This is a genomic window from Nonomuraea sp. NPDC050404 (assembly GCF_040655495.1).
Classification (GTDB): Bacteria; Actinomycetota; Actinomycetes; order Streptosporangiales; family Streptosporangiaceae; genus Nonomuraea.
In genome coordinates, this window is the sequence record NZ_JBFAKB010000013.1 from 180,755 (window position 1) to 196,416 (window position 15,662).

Here is a 15,662-nt window from a genome sequence, read left to right on the forward strand (position 1 = left end):
GGTCGAAGGTCAGCGGCGTGGCCCGAACAACGTGTCCCGCACCCCTTCCAGCGCCATCAGCACGGCCCCGCGCAACACCGAGTTGCCCTCCACCGCGGAGGTGATGAGGCGTACGGTCACGGGGGTCAGGTCGGCGACCTCGGCCTCGATGCGGGCGATCAGCGGGCCGCACGCGCGGCCCACGTCCCCGGTGAGCACGATGAGCCCGGGATCCACGACGGCGCACACGGCCGCGATGCCCACCGCGACCCGCCCGGCCACCTCGACCAGGAAGTCCGTGCCGCCGTCGCGCAGCACGTCAGGGATCGTGCGCCCGCGCACACCGCGCTCGCGGGCCAGGGCGAGCACCGCCCGCGTGCCCGCCAGCCCCTGCCAGCCGCCGTCGTAGACGCCCTCGGGGCGGCGCATCCGCTGGAGCGTGGCGCCGTGCAGCGGCAGGTAGCCGACCTCGCCCGCGCCGCCGCCGCTGCCGCGCCGCAGCCGCCCGCCGAGCACGAGCCCCATCCCGACGCCGCTGCCCAGGGTGAGCAGCGCGAAGTCGTCACGGTCGCGGGCCGCGCCGACCCGGTGCTCGGCCAGGGCGCTCAGGTTGACCTCGTTCTCGAAGACCACCTGCCGCCCCAGCTCCTCGTGCAGCCGCGTCAGCGGGCCGTGGTGCCAGCTCGGCAGGTCGGAGGAGAACGCCATGTCGCCGGTGGCCGGATCGACCATGCCCGGCGTGCCGACCACCACGCTCGACAGATCGTCCGCCGACAGCCCCGCCTTGCTCGCGGCCTCGGCCACGGCATCGCGGACCAGCAGTATCGAGTTGTCCTTCGGGCGGGTGACGATCACCGCCGCGCCGACGGTGCGGCCGGTAATGTCGGTGACGACCGCGTGCACCTCCGTCGCCCGCAGCTCGACGCCGGCCACGTGGGCCCGGCCGGCGATGACGCCGTAGGTCATGGCGTTGGGGCCGCTGCGTCCCTCGCCCGCCCGGCCCGCCTCCGCGATCAGGCCCGCCTCCAGGAGCCGCTCCAGCAACTCGGCCACGGTGGGCTTGGCGAGGCCGGTGTGCTCGACCAGCTGTGCGCGGCTCATGGGGCCCAGCTCGACCATCAGATCGAGGGCCAGGCGGTCGTTGATCGCACGGATCAGCCCGGTGGACGCCTTCCGGCTGCTCATTTCGCTCCGATCAGACAGGAAGGTTCCCTGTCAGTTGTCGGACGACGTTAAAGAGAACGCCAGAGCATGTCAAGAGGTGAAAAGCCCTGGAACTTCGATAACTGGCAGGAAACCTGCCGATCCAAGTGCGGAAAATGCCGCCGCCGCACCCTGATGATCGACGCGCTCCGCAAAATAGGGCCTTGCCGAAAATAGGGTTTCAGTCGTAGCGTCACGATATTCCATACGGCGTCCTGAGTATCTTGACGAGGTGCAATGAGTGACCTGCCGCCGGTCATCGAACCCCGCGATCCCGCCTTCCTCATGCGTCCCGAGCGCCTGGCCGCATTACAGCCCTCGCGTTTCAGCGCCAGCCGGTCGCTGGTCTCGACGATGTTGCGCAACGGCTGGACGGTCACGCCGCAGCGGCTGGAGCTGGACGACCATGGCAACGGCACGGCCGTCTACCGGGTGGAGACGCACGCGGGAGTGTTGTCGTTCGTGGCCTTCAGCACCGAGCCCCGCTTCGTGGACCGCACGCCCAGGATCATCGGGCGCAGCTGGGACATGGTGGGGGCGCTGCTCGAAGGCGAGGCCGACGCCGCCCGCGTCGAGCTGACCCGGGCCGAGCTGCCCAAGCTGTACGCGGGCCGGGCCGCCCCGGGGACGCTCGTGTGGTGCCGCTCCAACCGGAGCCTGCGGGCGTTCGAGCACGCGGTCGAGGCGTTGTCCGCCGGCCGCCAGCCGGGTCTCGGCCGGTTGCGCGAGGTGGGCTACCTGATGCGCAACACCGGGCTGGACGCGAACGGCACGTTCGGCACCCGCACGTACCTGTCGTACGGGCCCGATCATCCGCTGGCCGCGCCGTACCACGCGCAGATGCTCACCGCCTACCTGATGCGGGAGTTCAGCTTCGACCTGTGCGACCACCTGGCGCGGGCCGCGACGCCCGGGGCAGTGCGGCTCGACCCGGCGCTGCGGCGCTATCTCGGCCTGGGCAACGGGTCGGCGCTGGGCCTGGTGCTGTTCGTGGCCAACCATCCGCGCATGGTGCACCGCTGGTTGCGGGTCCGAGAGGAGGCCCTGGCCGAGGCCAGGCGGCTGGCCCCGCCGAGGGGCGACGCGGCGTACGGGCGGCTCACGGACCTGCTCGACGCGGCCATCGTGTACCGGGAGCAGGACCCCATGCGCTACGGCGTCTTCCCCGACGGGCAGCGCCTGGCCGCCGAACTGCGCACCGTCCGCGACCTGGCCGCCGAACTGCGCGAGCACGGCACCGTACGCGGCGCGCGGCCGGCCCTTCCGTTCGAGGCGCTGCGGGCCGCGATCGAGGGCACGGTCGCCTCGGAGACCGAGGAGATCCTCAACGCGCTGCTCATGGAGCTGCTGCCGGACACGGCGGACGCGGCTCTCGACGAGCTGATCGTGGACGAGCGGCTCGTCGGCGACCCCGGCATGACGGTGCGCGAGTTCGGCGCGCTGCTGCGCGGGCCCTACGGCTGGGCCCACCAAGCCCGTCCCGGCGGCGGGGCCCGCGTCTGGTACAAGTCCAGGGCCGCCGAAGAGCCCAGGTCGGGGCCGCGCGAGCAGTTCCCCGGCGGGTTCGACCTGTCGGTGGACGTGCCGGGCGACGTCCGGCGGTTGTCGCGGCTGATGGAGCGCTACGACGTGCGGACACGCGTGGGACGGGTGCTGTTCGAGCATCCGGAGGAGCGGGCTGCCGTCGAGCGACTCCAGGCGCTGCGCGACCAGCCGTACGCGCTGCCCCGGATGGACATGATCGACATGGACTTCGTGCCGGTGCACATCATCCGGCTGGCCAACGCCGCGTTCTACGGCCTCGACCGCACCAAGGACTTCCTCGGCAGAACCCTGCGCGGCCTCATCTTCCAGGGCGCCCCCACCCGCGACGACCTGGCTAGCAGAGAGCCGGGCCCATGGTGGCACCCCGGCGAACCCGACATGTCCGACCTTCAAGACTCCGGGATGACACGTGACTGAACCCAACGTGCCACGCACCCAGCCGCTGAGCACCGCGCTCAAGTGCCTCAAGATGCTCGAAGTCGTGGCCGAGGCCGAACGCTCGGTGCGCGTCGCCGAGCTGGCGCGCTCACTCGGCCTGTCCAGGGCCGCCGTCCACCAGCAGCTGGTGACCCTGGTCGCCGCCGGGTGGATGGAGCAGGTGGACGACGGCGCCTACCGGCTGACCCTGCGGCCGACCCGCATCGGGCAGGCGGCGCTGCGCCAGGCCGGGCTGGGCGAGCGGGTGCTGCCGAACATGGAACGGCTGGTGGACGTGGTCCGCGAGGCCGTCTCCCTGGCCATACTCGAACGCGGCACCGCCACCATCATCCAGCGCATCGAGCCGGGCCGCCCGCTCCAGGTGGATCTGCGGGCCGAGGCCACGATGCCGATCAGCCGCAGCGCCTCCGGACAGGTGCTGCTGGCCTACGCCACCGAGCGCCAGCTCGCCGAGCTGCGGGAGCTCGGGGTCGAGCTGCCGGGTGAGGAGGAGCTGGCGAACGTGCGCCGGCGCGGCTACGCGACCTCGGAAGGGCGCTGGCTGGAGGGCGTGATCGGCGTCGCCGCCCCCGTCTTCGACGTGCGGGGACGCTGCGTGGGCGCGTTGAGCGTGGCCGGGCCGAGCGGCAGGTTCGACCGCGAGAAGGGCGTCAGGGCGCTGCTGGACGCCGTCTCCGAGATCAACGAGGTGCTCTCCGGGCGCGCCAGACGAGAGGAGCGGGCATGACGGAACCATCCTGGCTCACCGTGAGCCTGCGGGAGACGCGGGTGCTGGTGGAGCGGGTCCTGCTGCTGCTCGGCGTGCCCAAGGGGGCCGTCCCCGCGGTACGCGACCTGCTCGTCGAGGCCGAGACCCTGGGCCTGGGCGCCCTGGCCTTCCTCGACTCCCGCACCCGTGCAAACTGGCAGGCCGCCGACCTGGCCTCGGACGACGACGGCCGGGCCGTGGTCGAGGCGCACGGGATGCCCGCGCCGTACGTGGCCCCGGCCCTGCTCGACCTGGGCGTGGCGCTGCTGCGCGAGCACGGCCGGGCCCGGATCGAGGTGCGCGGCCTGAGCGCGCCGCACTTCCTGCCGGTCCTGCCCCACGCCGCCGCCGCGTACGGCGCACGCGTGGAGGTGACCTTCGGCGCGGGCGCTCCCGTGCTGACCGTCGAGGACGCCGTCGCCGACGGCGGCTCCGCGCACCTGGCCAGGGCCGTCCACGACGGCATGCGGGTGGAGGCCGGCCTGTGGTGGCGGCTCTACCACCGCTCCAACGACGCGCTCACCGAGGACACACCCGTCTCCCGGCGGCACGCCGGCGCGACCATTGACCCCGACGTGACCGATCCGGACGTCGACGTCGACTATGTGGGAGTCAGCTCATGATGTTCGTTGACGGCCTGGAATGCAGCAACTTCGACCGTGAGGTCTTCGAGGAGCTACGCGCGGGCGGCCTCGGTTGCGTCACCGTCACCTGCGGCTTCTGGGAGGACACGATCGAGTCCCTGGACGCCGTGGTGGCCTGGCGCGACCTGGTGGGAAACAACGCCGACCTGGTGGCCGTCGCGACCACGGCCACGGAGATCGAACAGATCCACGCGAGCGGCCGGACCGCGCTGCTGCTCGGCTTCCAGAACAGCTCCTTCCTCGCCGGCCGCATCGGCTACGTCGAGCTGTTCGCCGACCTCGGCGTGCGCGTGGCGCAGCTCACGTACAACATTCAGAACGACGTCGGCGCGAGCTGCTACGACCCGGTGGACGGCGGGCTGACCCGGTTCGGCCGCGAGGTGGTCGAGGAGATGAACCGGACGGGCATGGCCGCGGACCTGTCGCACGTCGGCGAGCGGACCAGCCTGGAGGCGATCGAACACTCGGCGGTGCCGGTGGCGGTGACCCACGCGAACCCCGCCTCGCTGGTGCCGCACGCCCGCAACAAGTCCGACGAACTGCTCAGGGCGCTGGCCGCGCGCGGCGGCGTGCTCGGCGTGTCGGGCTACCGCAACATCAGCGGCCAGTACGCCGCGACCGCCGACACGTGGGCCGAAATGGTCGCCCGTACGGCGGACCTGATCGGCATCGAGCACGTCGGCGTCGGCTCCGACCTCGGCCGCAAGGTCGTACAGGCCGACCTGGACTGGATGCGCAAGGGCCGGTGGACCAGGACGCCGCAGTACGGCGCCGGCTCCGCGGCCAACCCGGGCAAGCAGCCTCCGCTGCCCTGGTTCCCCGACACCCGCTCGTTCCCCGGGCTCGCCGAGGCGCTGGCCCGGCACGGGTTCGGCGAGAAGGACGTGGCCGCGGTCATGGGAGGCAACTGGCTGCGCTTCTACCACGAGGTGCTGCCGAAGCGATCGGCGAAGGAGTGAGACCATGGCGACCTTGACCGGACAACAGGCCCGCGAACAGGCCACGCCGGGACCGGCGGCCCTCGCCGTACGCGGCGTCGCCAAGACGTTCACCCGCCGCGGCGCGGCCGTGCGGGCACTGGAGCACACCGACCTGGACATCGAGCCGGGACAGTTCGTCTCCCTCATCGGACCGAGCGGCTGCGGCAAGTCCACCCTGCTCAAACTCATCGCCGGGCTGCTGGAGCCCACGGCGGGCACGGTGTCGGTGGACGGCACGCCCGTGACCGAGCCGCTGGCCCAGGTCGGCATGGCCTTCCAGAAGCCGACCCTGCTGCGCTGGCGCACCGTGCTGGACAACGTGTGCCTGCCCCTCGACATCGCGGGCGAGGGCGGCCCGCGGGGCCGTGAACGGGCGCGCGAGCTGCTGGAGATGATCGGGCTGACCGCGTTCGAGAAGCACTATCCCAAGGAGTTGTCCGGCGGCATGGAGCAGCGGGTGGCGATCGCCAGGTCGCTGGTGGGCCGGCCGTCGCTGCTGCTGATGGACGAGCCGTTCGGCGCGCTGGACGAGTTCACCCGCGAGGACCTGAACGACGAACTGCTCGGCGTGTGGCAGCGCGAGCCGAAGACGGTCGTGTTCGTCACCCACAGCATCTCCGAAGCGGTGTTCCTGTCGGACCGGATCGTGGTGATGAGCGCCAGGCCGGGCCGGGTGCACGCCGACATCGAGGTGCCGCTGCCCAGACCGCGGGACAGGAGCCTGCGGGATCAGCCGGAGTTCTACGAGGCCATCCGCCAGGTGCGCGCCGCCCTGGACGGGGCCAAGGGCGGTGCGCGATGACCCACACCACCACGACCGAGGCCCGGCCGGCCACGCTGGAGGAGGAGCCGAAGCTCAGGGCGCCGCGCAAGGACGGGTCCGGCGCCAAGTCGGCGGCCCTCGCGATCGCCATCTTCATCGCCATCGTGGGCGGCTGGCAGGCCGTCGCGAGCGCCGGAATCGTCTCGCCGCTGATCCTGGCGCCGCCGACCGAGGTGGTCAGCGTGCTGTTCCGGCTGGCGGCGGATGGCACGTTGTGGCCGAACCTGCTCGCGACCGTGAACGAGACCCTGCTCGGCTTCGTGCTCGCCGTGGTGGCGGCGGTCGTCGTCGGCTCGGTGTTCGCCTTCTCGCCGATCCTGCGCAACGCGGTGTATCCGTACATCCTCATCTCGCAGACCTTCCCGAAGGTCGCGATCGCGCCGCTGATCGTCGCCGCGCTCGGCTACGGCCTGGCGCCGAAGGTCACGCTGGCGGCGCTGCTGGCGTTCTTCCCGGTGCTGACCAACACCATCGCCGGGCTGACCGAGGTGAGCGAGGACGAGGTCAACCTGTTCCGCGCGATGCGCGCGAGCCGCTGGCAGGAGCTGCGCTACCTGCGCATCCCCAACGCGCTGGCGTTCATCTTCCCCGCGCTGAACAGCGCCGCCGTGCTCGCGCTGATCGGGGCGATCGTCGGCGAGTTCGTCGCCGCCCGCGAGGGCGTCGGCTACGCCATCGCCCAGTACACCGTCACCGGCGAGGTCGCGGCGACGTACGCGATGCTCATCGCCCTGTCGATGTTCGGGCTCGTGGTGTACGGCGTCCTGTCCCTCGCCGAGCGCCTGGTGCGCAGAGTCAAGTGAACCCCCCAACAGCAAACCGGGAGTCAGGCATGAGCAGGTTCGGTGTCATAGCGGTCGTGGCCGCGCTCGCGGCGGGCCTGACGGCCTGCGGCGGCGACTCGGGCACCTCCGAGACGGTCTTCACGGTGCCGGACAAGGCGCTGACCGCGACCACCGCCTCCTACACCTCCGTCCCGATCGAGATGGGCTACTTCAAGTCCGAGGGCGTGGACGTGACCGTCCAGCCCGTGGACAGCGCGCCGACGGCCGTCCAGTCGGTGGCGACGGGTCAGGCGTTCATGACGTACGCGTCGCTGAACGCCGCCATCACCGCCTACCAGAAGGATCCGAGCATCGCGGTGGTCGGCGTGACCAACGGCAGCATCTTCCGGCTCGTGGTGCCCGAGGCCAGCCCGATCAGGACCGCCGCCGACCTGAAGGGCAAGACCATCGGGGCGAACTCGCTGGCGGGCGTGTCCGCCCTGTACGCCAAGGGGGTCGTGAAGGAGGCCGGCGGCGATCCGGCCAAGGACGCCTCGTACCTGCCGGTCGGGCTGGGCGCGCAGGCCGCCGACGCGCTGCGCGGCAAGCAGGTGGACGCCTACGCCGGCTGGGACGGGCCGAACGTGGTCATCGGCGACCTGCTCGGCACGGCGATGCGCGACATCCCGTCCCCGCTCAACGACATGACCGGCACCTCGGCGCTCGTCGTGCGCAAGGACTCCATCAAGAAGGAGCCCAAGCGGGTGGCCGGGATGGCGCGGGCGTTCTTCAAGGCCATGGTCTTCTCGCAGCAGAACCCCGAGGCGGCCATCAAGCTGCACTGGAAGCAGTTCCCGCAGGCCAAGCCCGCCTCCGATGTGCCGGCCGAGACGGCGCTGGCGCAGGCCGTGAAGATTCTCAAGCTGCGCATGGACATCACCGGGGGTCGCGGGCCGTCGGGTAAGTACGGGGTGATCGACGATGCCGCGCTGGGCAAGACGATCGCCACGTTCGCCCAGCACGGGATGATCACCGCGCCCCTCGACGTGAAGTCCAGCGGACTGTTCGACTTCACGCTGGCCGAGCAGTACAACGGCTTCGACGAGAAGGCCGTCGAGCAGGAGGCCCAGAAGTGGCGGGCCTGACGCGCTCCACGACCGGTGCGGGTCAGGTGGCGGCGGCGCTGGAGGTGCTCGGCGTCGGGCACGTGTTCGCCATCGCCAGCGTGCACAACCTGCCGATCCTGCGCGAGTTGCGCGCCCGGGGCGCCGTCGAGGTCGTCGGCATGCGGCACGAGCAGGCGGCCGTGCACGCGGCCGACGGCTACGCCAGGGCGACGGGCCGGCTCGGGGTCGCGCTGGTCAGCACCGGGCCCGGCACCGCCAACGCGATGGGCGGCCTGTACGAGGCGTCGTTCGCCTCCTCGCGGGTGCTGCTGATCACCGGTCAGGTGGAGAGCGCCCACCTGGGGCGCGGCCGCGGTTACCTGCACGAGGCCGAGAACCAGGGCGACATGTTGCGCGCCGTCTGCCGTGCCGTCTCGCTGGCCCGCCGCGCCGACGACCTCGGCGCCGAGGTCGTCAGGCTGGCCAGGGAGGCGATCACCGGGCGGCCACGGCCGGTGGCCCTGGAGATCCCGATCGACCTGCAGCGGGCGCCCGCCGAGGAGCCGGAGCTGGCCGCGCCGCGGATCCCGCGCGACGAGGTGGACGACAAGGCGGCCGGGGAGGCGGCGCGGCTGCTGGCCCGCGCCCGGCGGCCGCTCATCTGGGCGGGCGGCGGGGTGACGGGCTCGGGAGCCTGCGCCGAGCTGGCCGCGCTCGCCGAGGCGGCCCGGGTCCCCGTGGTCACCTCGCGGGAGGGCCGGGGCGCGCTCCCGGAGGACCACCCGCTCTGCCTGGGCGCCTTCCCCGCCCTGGAGCCGCTGCGCTCCTACGTCGAGGCGGCCGACGTGGTCCTCGCCGTGGGCACGCGTTTCCAGATGTACTCGACGGACTCCTGGCGGCTGCGCCTGCCGGGCGACCTGATCCATCTCGACGTCGAGCCCTCGGTGATCGGCCGCACCTACCCGGCGCGGCTGCCGCTGGTCGGCGACGCCCGCCGCGGCCTGGCCCAGATCCTGCGCGGGCTGGACGAGCACGCGGCCGCCATCCCCGACCGCTCCGGGCTCCTCGCGGAAGGACACGCGGCGCGGGCCGCGGCCAGGGAGCGGATCGGCGCCGAGATGGGCCCCGACCACGAGGCGATCTGCGCCTCCATCCGCCGCCACCTGCCCAGGAACGGCGTCGTCGTCCGTGACGCGACCGTGCCCGCCTACGTCTGGGGTGACCGCGTCCTGCCCATCCTGGCGCCACGGACCTCGATCCGGCCGACCGCGGCGGGCATCGGGCCGGGACTGCCCCTGGCGATCGGCGCCGCCGTCGGCTCGGGCGCGCCGGTGGTGCTCATCCAGGGGGACGGCGGGTTCATGCTGAGCGCGGGAGAGCTGGCCGCCGCCGCGCAGGCCCGGGTGCCGCTGGTCGTCTGCCTGTTCAACGACCGGGGGTACGGGGTGCTGCGCGAGATCATCCGGGACTCGTACGGCGGTTACGAGGGCGCGGCCGGTGACGTGGACCTGGTCACGCCCGACTTCACCGCGCTGGCCGCGTCCTTCGGCGTCGCCGCGCGGCCGGTCGCCGACGCGGGCACCTTCGACGCCGAGTTCGCCGCCGCCGTGGCCCGCCCCGGCCCGACCCTGCTGGACATCGACCTCACCGCGCTGAGCCCCATCCGGAGGTGAGGCTTTTGCGGAACCGCAAATTTTCGTGCCAGATCGGTACGCGCCTGGTCAGACTGCCTCCATGACTGGTACGAAACGAGCCGCGCGAACGGTGGCGGCCGTCATGCTCGCCTTCCTGCTGACAGCCTGCGCCACACCCGCCGCCGACGCCGGCGGCGGCGTTCCCGCCTACGCCGCCGCCACCCGGAACGACCCCGAGTTCAAGAACTTCCGGCACGAGTTCGCCAACGTGGACGGCGTGCGGATGCACTACGTGACCGGCGGCAGCGGCCCGCCCGTGGTGCTGCTGCACGGCTGGCCGCAGACCTGGTACGGCTGGTGGCCGATCATGCCGGCGCTCGCCGAGCACCACACCGTCTACGCCGTCGATCTTCCCGGCCTGGGTGACAGCACCGGCTCCCCCACCGGCTACGACAAGGCCACCCTGGCCCGGTACGTGCACACCCTGATCGCCGACCGGCTGAAAGTGCGGGACGCCCGGATCGTCGGGCACGACCTCGGCGCGGCGGTGGCCTTCCAGTACGCCGCCCAGTTCCCCCGCGACACCGCCCGCCTCGGCTACCTCGACCTGCCGCTGCCGGGGCCGGCGATCGACGGGCCCGCGTACCGCTCGCTGAGCTGGCACATCGCCTTCCACTCCCAGCGCCGGGTGCCCGAGGCGGTGGTCGGCGACGACGTGCGCGAGTACCTGGCGCTGTTCTACCCGCAGGTCTCGTTCGGCGGGACGGCGTTCGGCGGCACGTCGGAGAAGTCCCCGTTCACCAAGGCCGAGATCGACGAGTACGCGCGCACCTACCGCAGGCCCGAGGCCCTGTCGGGCGGTTTCGAGCTCTACCGCGCCCTCGACAAGGACGTACGCGACACCAGGGCCGCCGCGCCGGTGAAGGTCCCGGCCCTGCTCATGACCGCCCAGGGACAGCTCGACCCGGTACGGGCCACCGTGTCGCCGCGCATGAAGAACATCGTGCGCGCGGTGGACGTGCCGAAGGCGGGGCACTGGCTCATCGAGGAGAACCCCCGGTTCGTCACCGCGGAGCTGCTGCGCTTCCTCAAAGGCTGACCAGGGGCTACCTCAAGGGCCGACCAGGGGCTACCTCAAAGGCTGACCCGGGGGCTTCCTCAAGGGCCGACCAGGGCGCCGGAGTCGTACACCACCTCGCCCCCGATGACCGTGGCGCCGACCGACAGGGAGGCGATGCGGTCAGGGGCGACGGCCAGCAGGTCGTCGGACAGGACGGCGAAGTCGGCCAGCATGCCGCGCGCCAGCCGGCCCTTGCGGTCCTCGGCGCGCTCGGCGTAGGCCGAGCCGGCCGTGTAGGCGTGCAGCGCCTGCGCCGGGGTGAGGGACTCGTGCGGCGCCAGCGGCGCGCCGGAGGCGGTGCGGCGGTTGACCATGTCGTGGATGCCCAGCAGGGGGCTGCCGTGCGCGACGGGCGCGTCGCTGCTGCCGGGCAGGACGACGCCCGCGTCCAGCACGCTGCGCATGCGGTAGCAGCGTTCGCTGCGCTCGGGGCCCAGCGCGGCGATCATGCCGTCGCCGATCTCCGACAGGAAGCGGCCCTGCGGCACGGCGATGGCGCCGAGTTCGGCCAGGCGCCGGACCTGGGCGTCGGTGGCGACCGCGAAGTGCTCGATGCGGTGGCGGGTGTCCGGCCGGGGGTGCGCGGCCTGGGCGGTGGCGAAGGTGTCGAGGGCCAGGTCGATGGCGGCGTCCCCGATGGCGTGCGCGGCCACCTGCCAGCCGCAGCGATGCGCCTCGATGATCATGTGCCGCAGCTCGTCGGGGTCGAACAGCGGAAATCCCGAATTTTCGGGTTCGTCGTGGTAGCCGGTGCACATGTGCGCCGAGCGGCCGATCAGCGAGCCGTCCGTGGCCACCTTGGTCGCGCCGATCTTCAGCCGGTCGTCGCCGAACCCGGTCCGCAGCCCCAGGGGAAGCCCGAACCACGTGTTCCCCGGCTCGAACAGGCCGAGGTCGCGCAGGACCGTGATGTAGGGCATGACCGTGGCCCTGATGGTCAGCAGCCCGCGCTCCACCGCCAGGTGGAAGGCGTGCAGATCAACAGGTCCGTGTCCGACGTGCTCCAGCGCGCCGATGCCGGGCTCGGTGAAGCTGGTGAGCCCCTCCGACAGGCCCAGGGTGTTGGCGGCGGCGATCGCGGCGACGATCCGCTCCACCGGCAGCGGCCGGAAGACCCCCGTGACCAGGTGCTGCGCATGCTCCTGGAGCAGCCCGGTGGCCCGCCCGCCCGGCTCGCGCTCGACGTGGCCGCCGTCGGTGTCCGGCACGCCCATCCGGTCGGTGTACCCGGCCAGGGCAAAGGCCGCGGTGTTGGCCACGCCCATGTGGCAGGAGATGTGTTCGAGCCACACCGGCCGCCCGCCCGCCACCGCGTCCAGCGCCTCGGCGGACGGGTGGGCGCCCAGCTTGTTCTGGTCGTAGCCCGCGCCGTGGATCCATTCCCCGGGTCCGAGCTCGGCGGCGCGGGCGGCGACCGCCGCGTACAGGGCCTCCAGGGTCGGTACGGTCTCCGCGCGCAGGTCCACCTCCAGCAGCCGGCGGCCACGCATGCTGAGGTGCTGGTGCGCGTCGTTGAAGCCGGGGACCACCGGCGCTCCGCCCAGGTCGTGGACCTGCCTGGCCGAGCAGTTCGCGATCTCCTCGTCCAGTCCGGCGATCCGGCCGCCGAGCACCCCGAGGGTACGGGCGGTGGGGCGGCCGGGGTCGAGCGTGGTGAAGCGCCCGTTGGTGAAGATGGCGTCGAGTCGCACGGGGAACCCTTCTCAGGAACTGGTTGGCACAGCGGCATCGTGCCCGGCGCGGCGGGCGAGCGCGAGCACACAGCTGAGCGTGAGGACGAGCAGGACGATGTAGTAGCCCACGACCGGCCAGTGGCTGCCGCCCGAGCTGGTCAGCAGCCACTGGGCGACCAGCGGGGTGGAACCGCCGATGATCGTGCTGCAGAGCTGGTAGGCGACCGAGATGCCGGTGTAACGGACGCGTACGGGGAACGCCTGGGCCAGGAAGCCGGCGAGCATCGCGTAGTAGGAGGCCCCGGTGACGATGCTGAGCGCGAGGGCGATCCCGATCAGCACGCTGTCCCTGGTCGTGATGAGCAGGAACATCGGCACGGCGACCAGGATGTTCGCCGCCAGCGCGCCCGCCATGAGAGGCACCATGCCGATCCTGCGCGCGACGTGGGCGGCGGCGGGCTGCCAGACGAACTGCAGGATGGCGATGACCAGCAGGATGTTCAGCATCGTCTGGCGGGGCACCCCGAGGTCGGTGGTGGCCCACGACAGGACGAACGTGTTGGTGAAGTAGGCCGCGGAGATGCCCATCGCGCTCGCCCCGATGCCGAGCGCGACCAGCGGCCACGCCGTGCGGAACAACGTCACGATGGGCAGCTTCACGGCGGGCTCCGCGTCGCGCGCCGCGCTGAACTCGGCGGACTCGTGCACCGTGAGCCGGATCACCAGCCCGATCACCACCAGGATCGCCGACAGCAGGAACGGCACGCGCCAGCCCCACTCCATGAAGGCGTCGTCGGGCAGCCCGCCCACCATGAGGAAGACCAGGGTGGCCAGGATGGAGCCGGCGGGCGAGCCCTGCTGCACCCACATGCCCGCCGTACCGCGCCGTTTGTCGTCGGCGTTCTCGGTGGCCATCAGCACGGCCCCGCCCCATTCGCCGCCCACCGCGAGGCCCTGAAGCGCGCGCAGCAGGACGAGCAGCACCGGCGCGGCGTACCCGATGGAGGCGTACGTGGGCAGGAAGCCGATCAGCGTGGTGGCCGTCCCCATCAGGATCAGGGTGATGACCAGCACGTTCTTGCGCCCGATGCGGTCGCCGACGTGCCCGAACACGATGCCGCCGAGCGGCCGGGCCAGGAAACCGACCCAGAACGTGGCGAACGCCGCCAGCGTCCCTGCTCCGCTGTCGGACTCAGGGAAGAACAGGGTGCCGAAGACCAGCGCCGAAGCGGTGCCGTAGATGTAGAAGTCGTACCACTCGACCGCCGTGCCGATGAACGACGCGATCGTGGCGCGCCTGCTCTGACGCGAGCCGGGGGTGCCATCGGGCATGGGGCGGATCCTTTGGACGAGGACAGGGAAGGACAGGACGCCGCGATTGTGTCGCCGCGCGGGTGGGGTAAGTCTGCGCGACCTCAAGCGATACAGTCCAGTACTTGTTAAGCCTGGTTGCCATGCTTGGGAGGCATGATGGAGCTGCGGGTGCTGCGCTACTTCCTCGCGGTGGTGGACAGCGGGTCGATGACGGCCGCCGCGGCGACCGTCCGGGTGGCACAGCCCTCGGTCTCACGGCAGTTGCGCATGCTCGAACGGGAGCTCGGCGTGGAGCTGCTGCACCGCACCCGCACCGGCGTCCGCCTCACCGCGGCCGGGCGGGTGTTCCTCCCGGTGGCCCGCGACCTGGTGTTGCGCGCCGACCGGGGCACCGAATTGCTGCACGCCTTCGGCACCGACTCCTCGCTCGGGCTGCAGGTGGTCTGCCCCGCCTCGACCATCACGCACGCGGTCGCGCCCTACCTGGCGGCGCGCGGCGCCCCGTTCGCCGACGCCATCGCGGCCGAACCCGACGAGGTGTACGCCCGGCTGGAGGCGGGCGCGGCCGACATCGCCATCGGCACCGCCCCGCCGCCCGCCGGGATGGCCGCGCTCCGCCTGGGCCGGCGCGGCATCAGCGCCCAGCACCCGGCCGGGCATCCCCTGGCCGGGGGCACGGGGGCCGTCGAGCTGGGCGAGCTGGCCACGTACCCGATGATCCTCAGCGGACGGCGCAGCGCGGTCCGCCGGGCCGTGGACGCCGCCCTGCACAAGCACGGACTGCACGTCAGCCCGGCGGCCGAGACCCGCTCGGAGGCGATGGCCCAGGCCCTGGCCGCGGCGGGGCGCGGCGTCTGCGTCGTGGTGGACGATCCCCAGTTCGGGCTGGGCGCGCGCCCGGTCACCGCCGCCGGTGAGGCGCTGTCCATCACCTTGTACGCGGCCTGGGACGCCGACCACTACGCCCGCGACGAGATCCACGCCGTGATGACGGACCTGTCCGAGTGGCTGGGACCCGGCGGGGTGCGGGTGTTCAGCAACCGCGAGTGAGGGTGCCCGCGGCCAGGAGGGCACCTCACGCCGACGAGCCCGCGGCCAGGCAGGCTCCTCGCGCCGGCGGGCCCGCGGTCAGGCAGGCTCCTCGCGCGGCGCCGGTGTCTTGGCGAGCGGCACGCCGCGCACGCTGAGCAGCACCATCACAACGCACCCGAGGGTGAGCGCGATGTCGGCGACGTTGCCCACGAACGGGCCGTAGTCGATGAAGTCCACGACGTGGCCGCGCGCGAAGCCGGGCTCGCGGAAGAGCCGGTCGCCCAGGTGGGACACCGCGCCGCCGAGCAGCGCGCCCAGCACGAGCGCCCAGCCGGTGGAGGCCAGCCGGCGCGCGGTGTAGAGGATGCCGACCACCGCCGCTGCCGCCGCCAGGGCGAACACCCAGGTCACGCCGGTGCCCATGGAGAAGGCGGCGCCCGCGTTGTACAGCAGCCGGAAATGGATCAGCGGCGGGAGCACCTCGACACGCTCGCTGCCGGACAGCGTGGAGACCGCCCAGAACTTGGTGAGCTGGTCCACGAGCAGGACCACCGCGGCCAGCATGAGCATGATGCCGTACAACCGGCCAGAATCCCGCTCCAACCGCATCATCCATGGCCTCCGTGCCGTAGAAGCAAGTTTTGACCAGAGACTACCGG

General features: G+C 72.3%; 15 protein-coding genes. 10 read left to right on the plus strand and 5 right to left on the minus strand.

Features of this window, described 5'->3' with window-relative positions; all coding sequences use genetic code 11:
* Window positions 1-9: 9 nt before the first annotated feature.
* Both AB0I81_RS33655 and AB0I81_RS33660 read right to left on the minus strand, forming a co-directional pair.
* Window positions 10-1,164, minus strand: coding sequence for an ROK family transcriptional regulator (locus tag AB0I81_RS33655; protein WP_360664895.1), 1,155 nt, complete (start codon window positions 1,162-1,164; stop codon window positions 10-12).
* A 69-nt stretch (window positions 1,165-1,233) separates the two neighbouring features.
* The gene (locus AB0I81_RS33660; RefSeq protein WP_360664898.1) at window positions 1,234-1,389 is read right to left on the minus strand and encodes a hypothetical protein; all 156 of its coding nucleotides are present in this window, start codon (window positions 1,387-1,389) and stop codon (window positions 1,234-1,236) included.
* 30 nt (window positions 1,390-1,419) lie between these two features.
* Here AB0I81_RS33660 and AB0I81_RS33665 point away from each other — a divergent pair, with 30 nt between their 5' ends.
* From AB0I81_RS33665 to AB0I81_RS33705, 9 genes are all read left to right on the plus strand, one after another.
* The gene (locus AB0I81_RS33665) at window positions 1,420-3,144 is read left to right on the plus strand and encodes a hypothetical protein (protein WP_360664900.1); all 1,725 of its coding nucleotides are present in this window, start codon (window positions 1,420-1,422) and stop codon (window positions 3,142-3,144) included.
* Window positions 3,137-3,892, plus strand: coding sequence for an IclR family transcriptional regulator (locus tag AB0I81_RS33670; RefSeq protein ID WP_360664903.1), 756 nt, complete (start codon window positions 3,137-3,139; stop codon window positions 3,890-3,892). The genes AB0I81_RS33665 and AB0I81_RS33670 overlap by 8 nt, the downstream gene beginning before the upstream one ends.
* Window positions 3,889-4,536, plus strand: coding sequence for a hypothetical protein (locus AB0I81_RS33675; protein ID WP_360664905.1), 648 nt, complete (start codon window positions 3,889-3,891; stop codon window positions 4,534-4,536). The genes AB0I81_RS33670 and AB0I81_RS33675 overlap by 4 nt, the downstream gene beginning before the upstream one ends.
* On the plus strand, window positions 4,533-5,516 hold the full coding sequence (locus AB0I81_RS33680) for a membrane dipeptidase (RefSeq protein WP_360664908.1): 984 nt from the start codon (window positions 4,533-4,535) through the stop codon (window positions 5,514-5,516). Before AB0I81_RS33675 ends, AB0I81_RS33680 begins: the two co-directional genes overlap by 4 nt.
* A gap of 4 nt (window positions 5,517-5,520) precedes the next feature.
* Window positions 5,521-6,339, plus strand: a complete 819-nt coding sequence (locus tag AB0I81_RS33685; protein WP_360664911.1) for an ABC transporter ATP-binding protein — start codon at window positions 5,521-5,523, stop codon at window positions 6,337-6,339.
* Window positions 6,336-7,163, plus strand: a complete 828-nt coding sequence (locus tag AB0I81_RS33690) for an ABC transporter permease (protein ID WP_360664914.1) — start codon at window positions 6,336-6,338, stop codon at window positions 7,161-7,163. Before AB0I81_RS33685 ends, AB0I81_RS33690 begins: the two co-directional genes overlap by 4 nt.
* A gap of 29 nt (window positions 7,164-7,192) precedes the next feature.
* Window positions 7,193-8,269 (plus strand): ABC transporter substrate-binding protein, encoded by a 1,077-nt coding sequence (locus AB0I81_RS33695; protein ID WP_360664917.1) that lies wholly within the window; start codon window positions 7,193-7,195, stop codon window positions 8,267-8,269.
* Complete coding sequence (locus AB0I81_RS33700) at window positions 8,257-9,903, plus strand: thiamine pyrophosphate-binding protein (protein WP_360664920.1); 1,647 nt, start codon at window positions 8,257-8,259, stop codon at window positions 9,901-9,903. Before AB0I81_RS33695 ends, AB0I81_RS33700 begins: the two co-directional genes overlap by 13 nt.
* 61 nt (window positions 9,904-9,964) lie before the next feature.
* Window positions 9,965-10,963: an alpha/beta hydrolase gene (locus tag AB0I81_RS33705; protein WP_360664923.1), complete on the plus strand. Its 999-nt coding sequence runs from the start codon at window positions 9,965-9,967 to the stop codon at window positions 10,961-10,963.
* 59 nt (window positions 10,964-11,022) lie between these two features.
* On the opposite strand, the gene AB0I81_RS33710 is transcribed toward AB0I81_RS33705, so the two are convergent.
* Both AB0I81_RS33710 and AB0I81_RS33715 read right to left on the minus strand, forming a co-directional pair.
* Window positions 11,023-12,675, minus strand: coding sequence for an amidohydrolase (locus tag AB0I81_RS33710; protein ID WP_360664925.1), 1,653 nt, complete (start codon window positions 12,673-12,675; stop codon window positions 11,023-11,025).
* A 12-nt stretch (window positions 12,676-12,687) separates the two neighbouring features.
* Window positions 12,688-13,989, minus strand: coding sequence for an MFS transporter (locus AB0I81_RS33715; RefSeq protein ID WP_360664928.1), 1,302 nt, complete (start codon window positions 13,987-13,989; stop codon window positions 12,688-12,690).
* A 135-nt stretch (window positions 13,990-14,124) separates the two neighbouring features.
* On the opposite strand from AB0I81_RS33715, the gene AB0I81_RS33720 reads away from it, so the two are divergent.
* Window positions 14,125-15,021 (plus strand): LysR family transcriptional regulator, encoded by an 897-nt coding sequence (locus AB0I81_RS33720; RefSeq protein ID WP_360664931.1) that lies wholly within the window; start codon window positions 14,125-14,127, stop codon window positions 15,019-15,021.
* A 78-nt stretch (window positions 15,022-15,099) separates the two neighbouring features.
* Here the strand turns inward: AB0I81_RS33720 and AB0I81_RS33725 are convergent, their stop codons facing one another.
* Window positions 15,100-15,615, minus strand: a complete 516-nt coding sequence (locus tag AB0I81_RS33725; protein ID WP_360664934.1) for a signal peptidase II — start codon at window positions 15,613-15,615, stop codon at window positions 15,100-15,102.
* Between the last annotated feature and the right edge of the window lie 47 nt (window positions 15,616-15,662).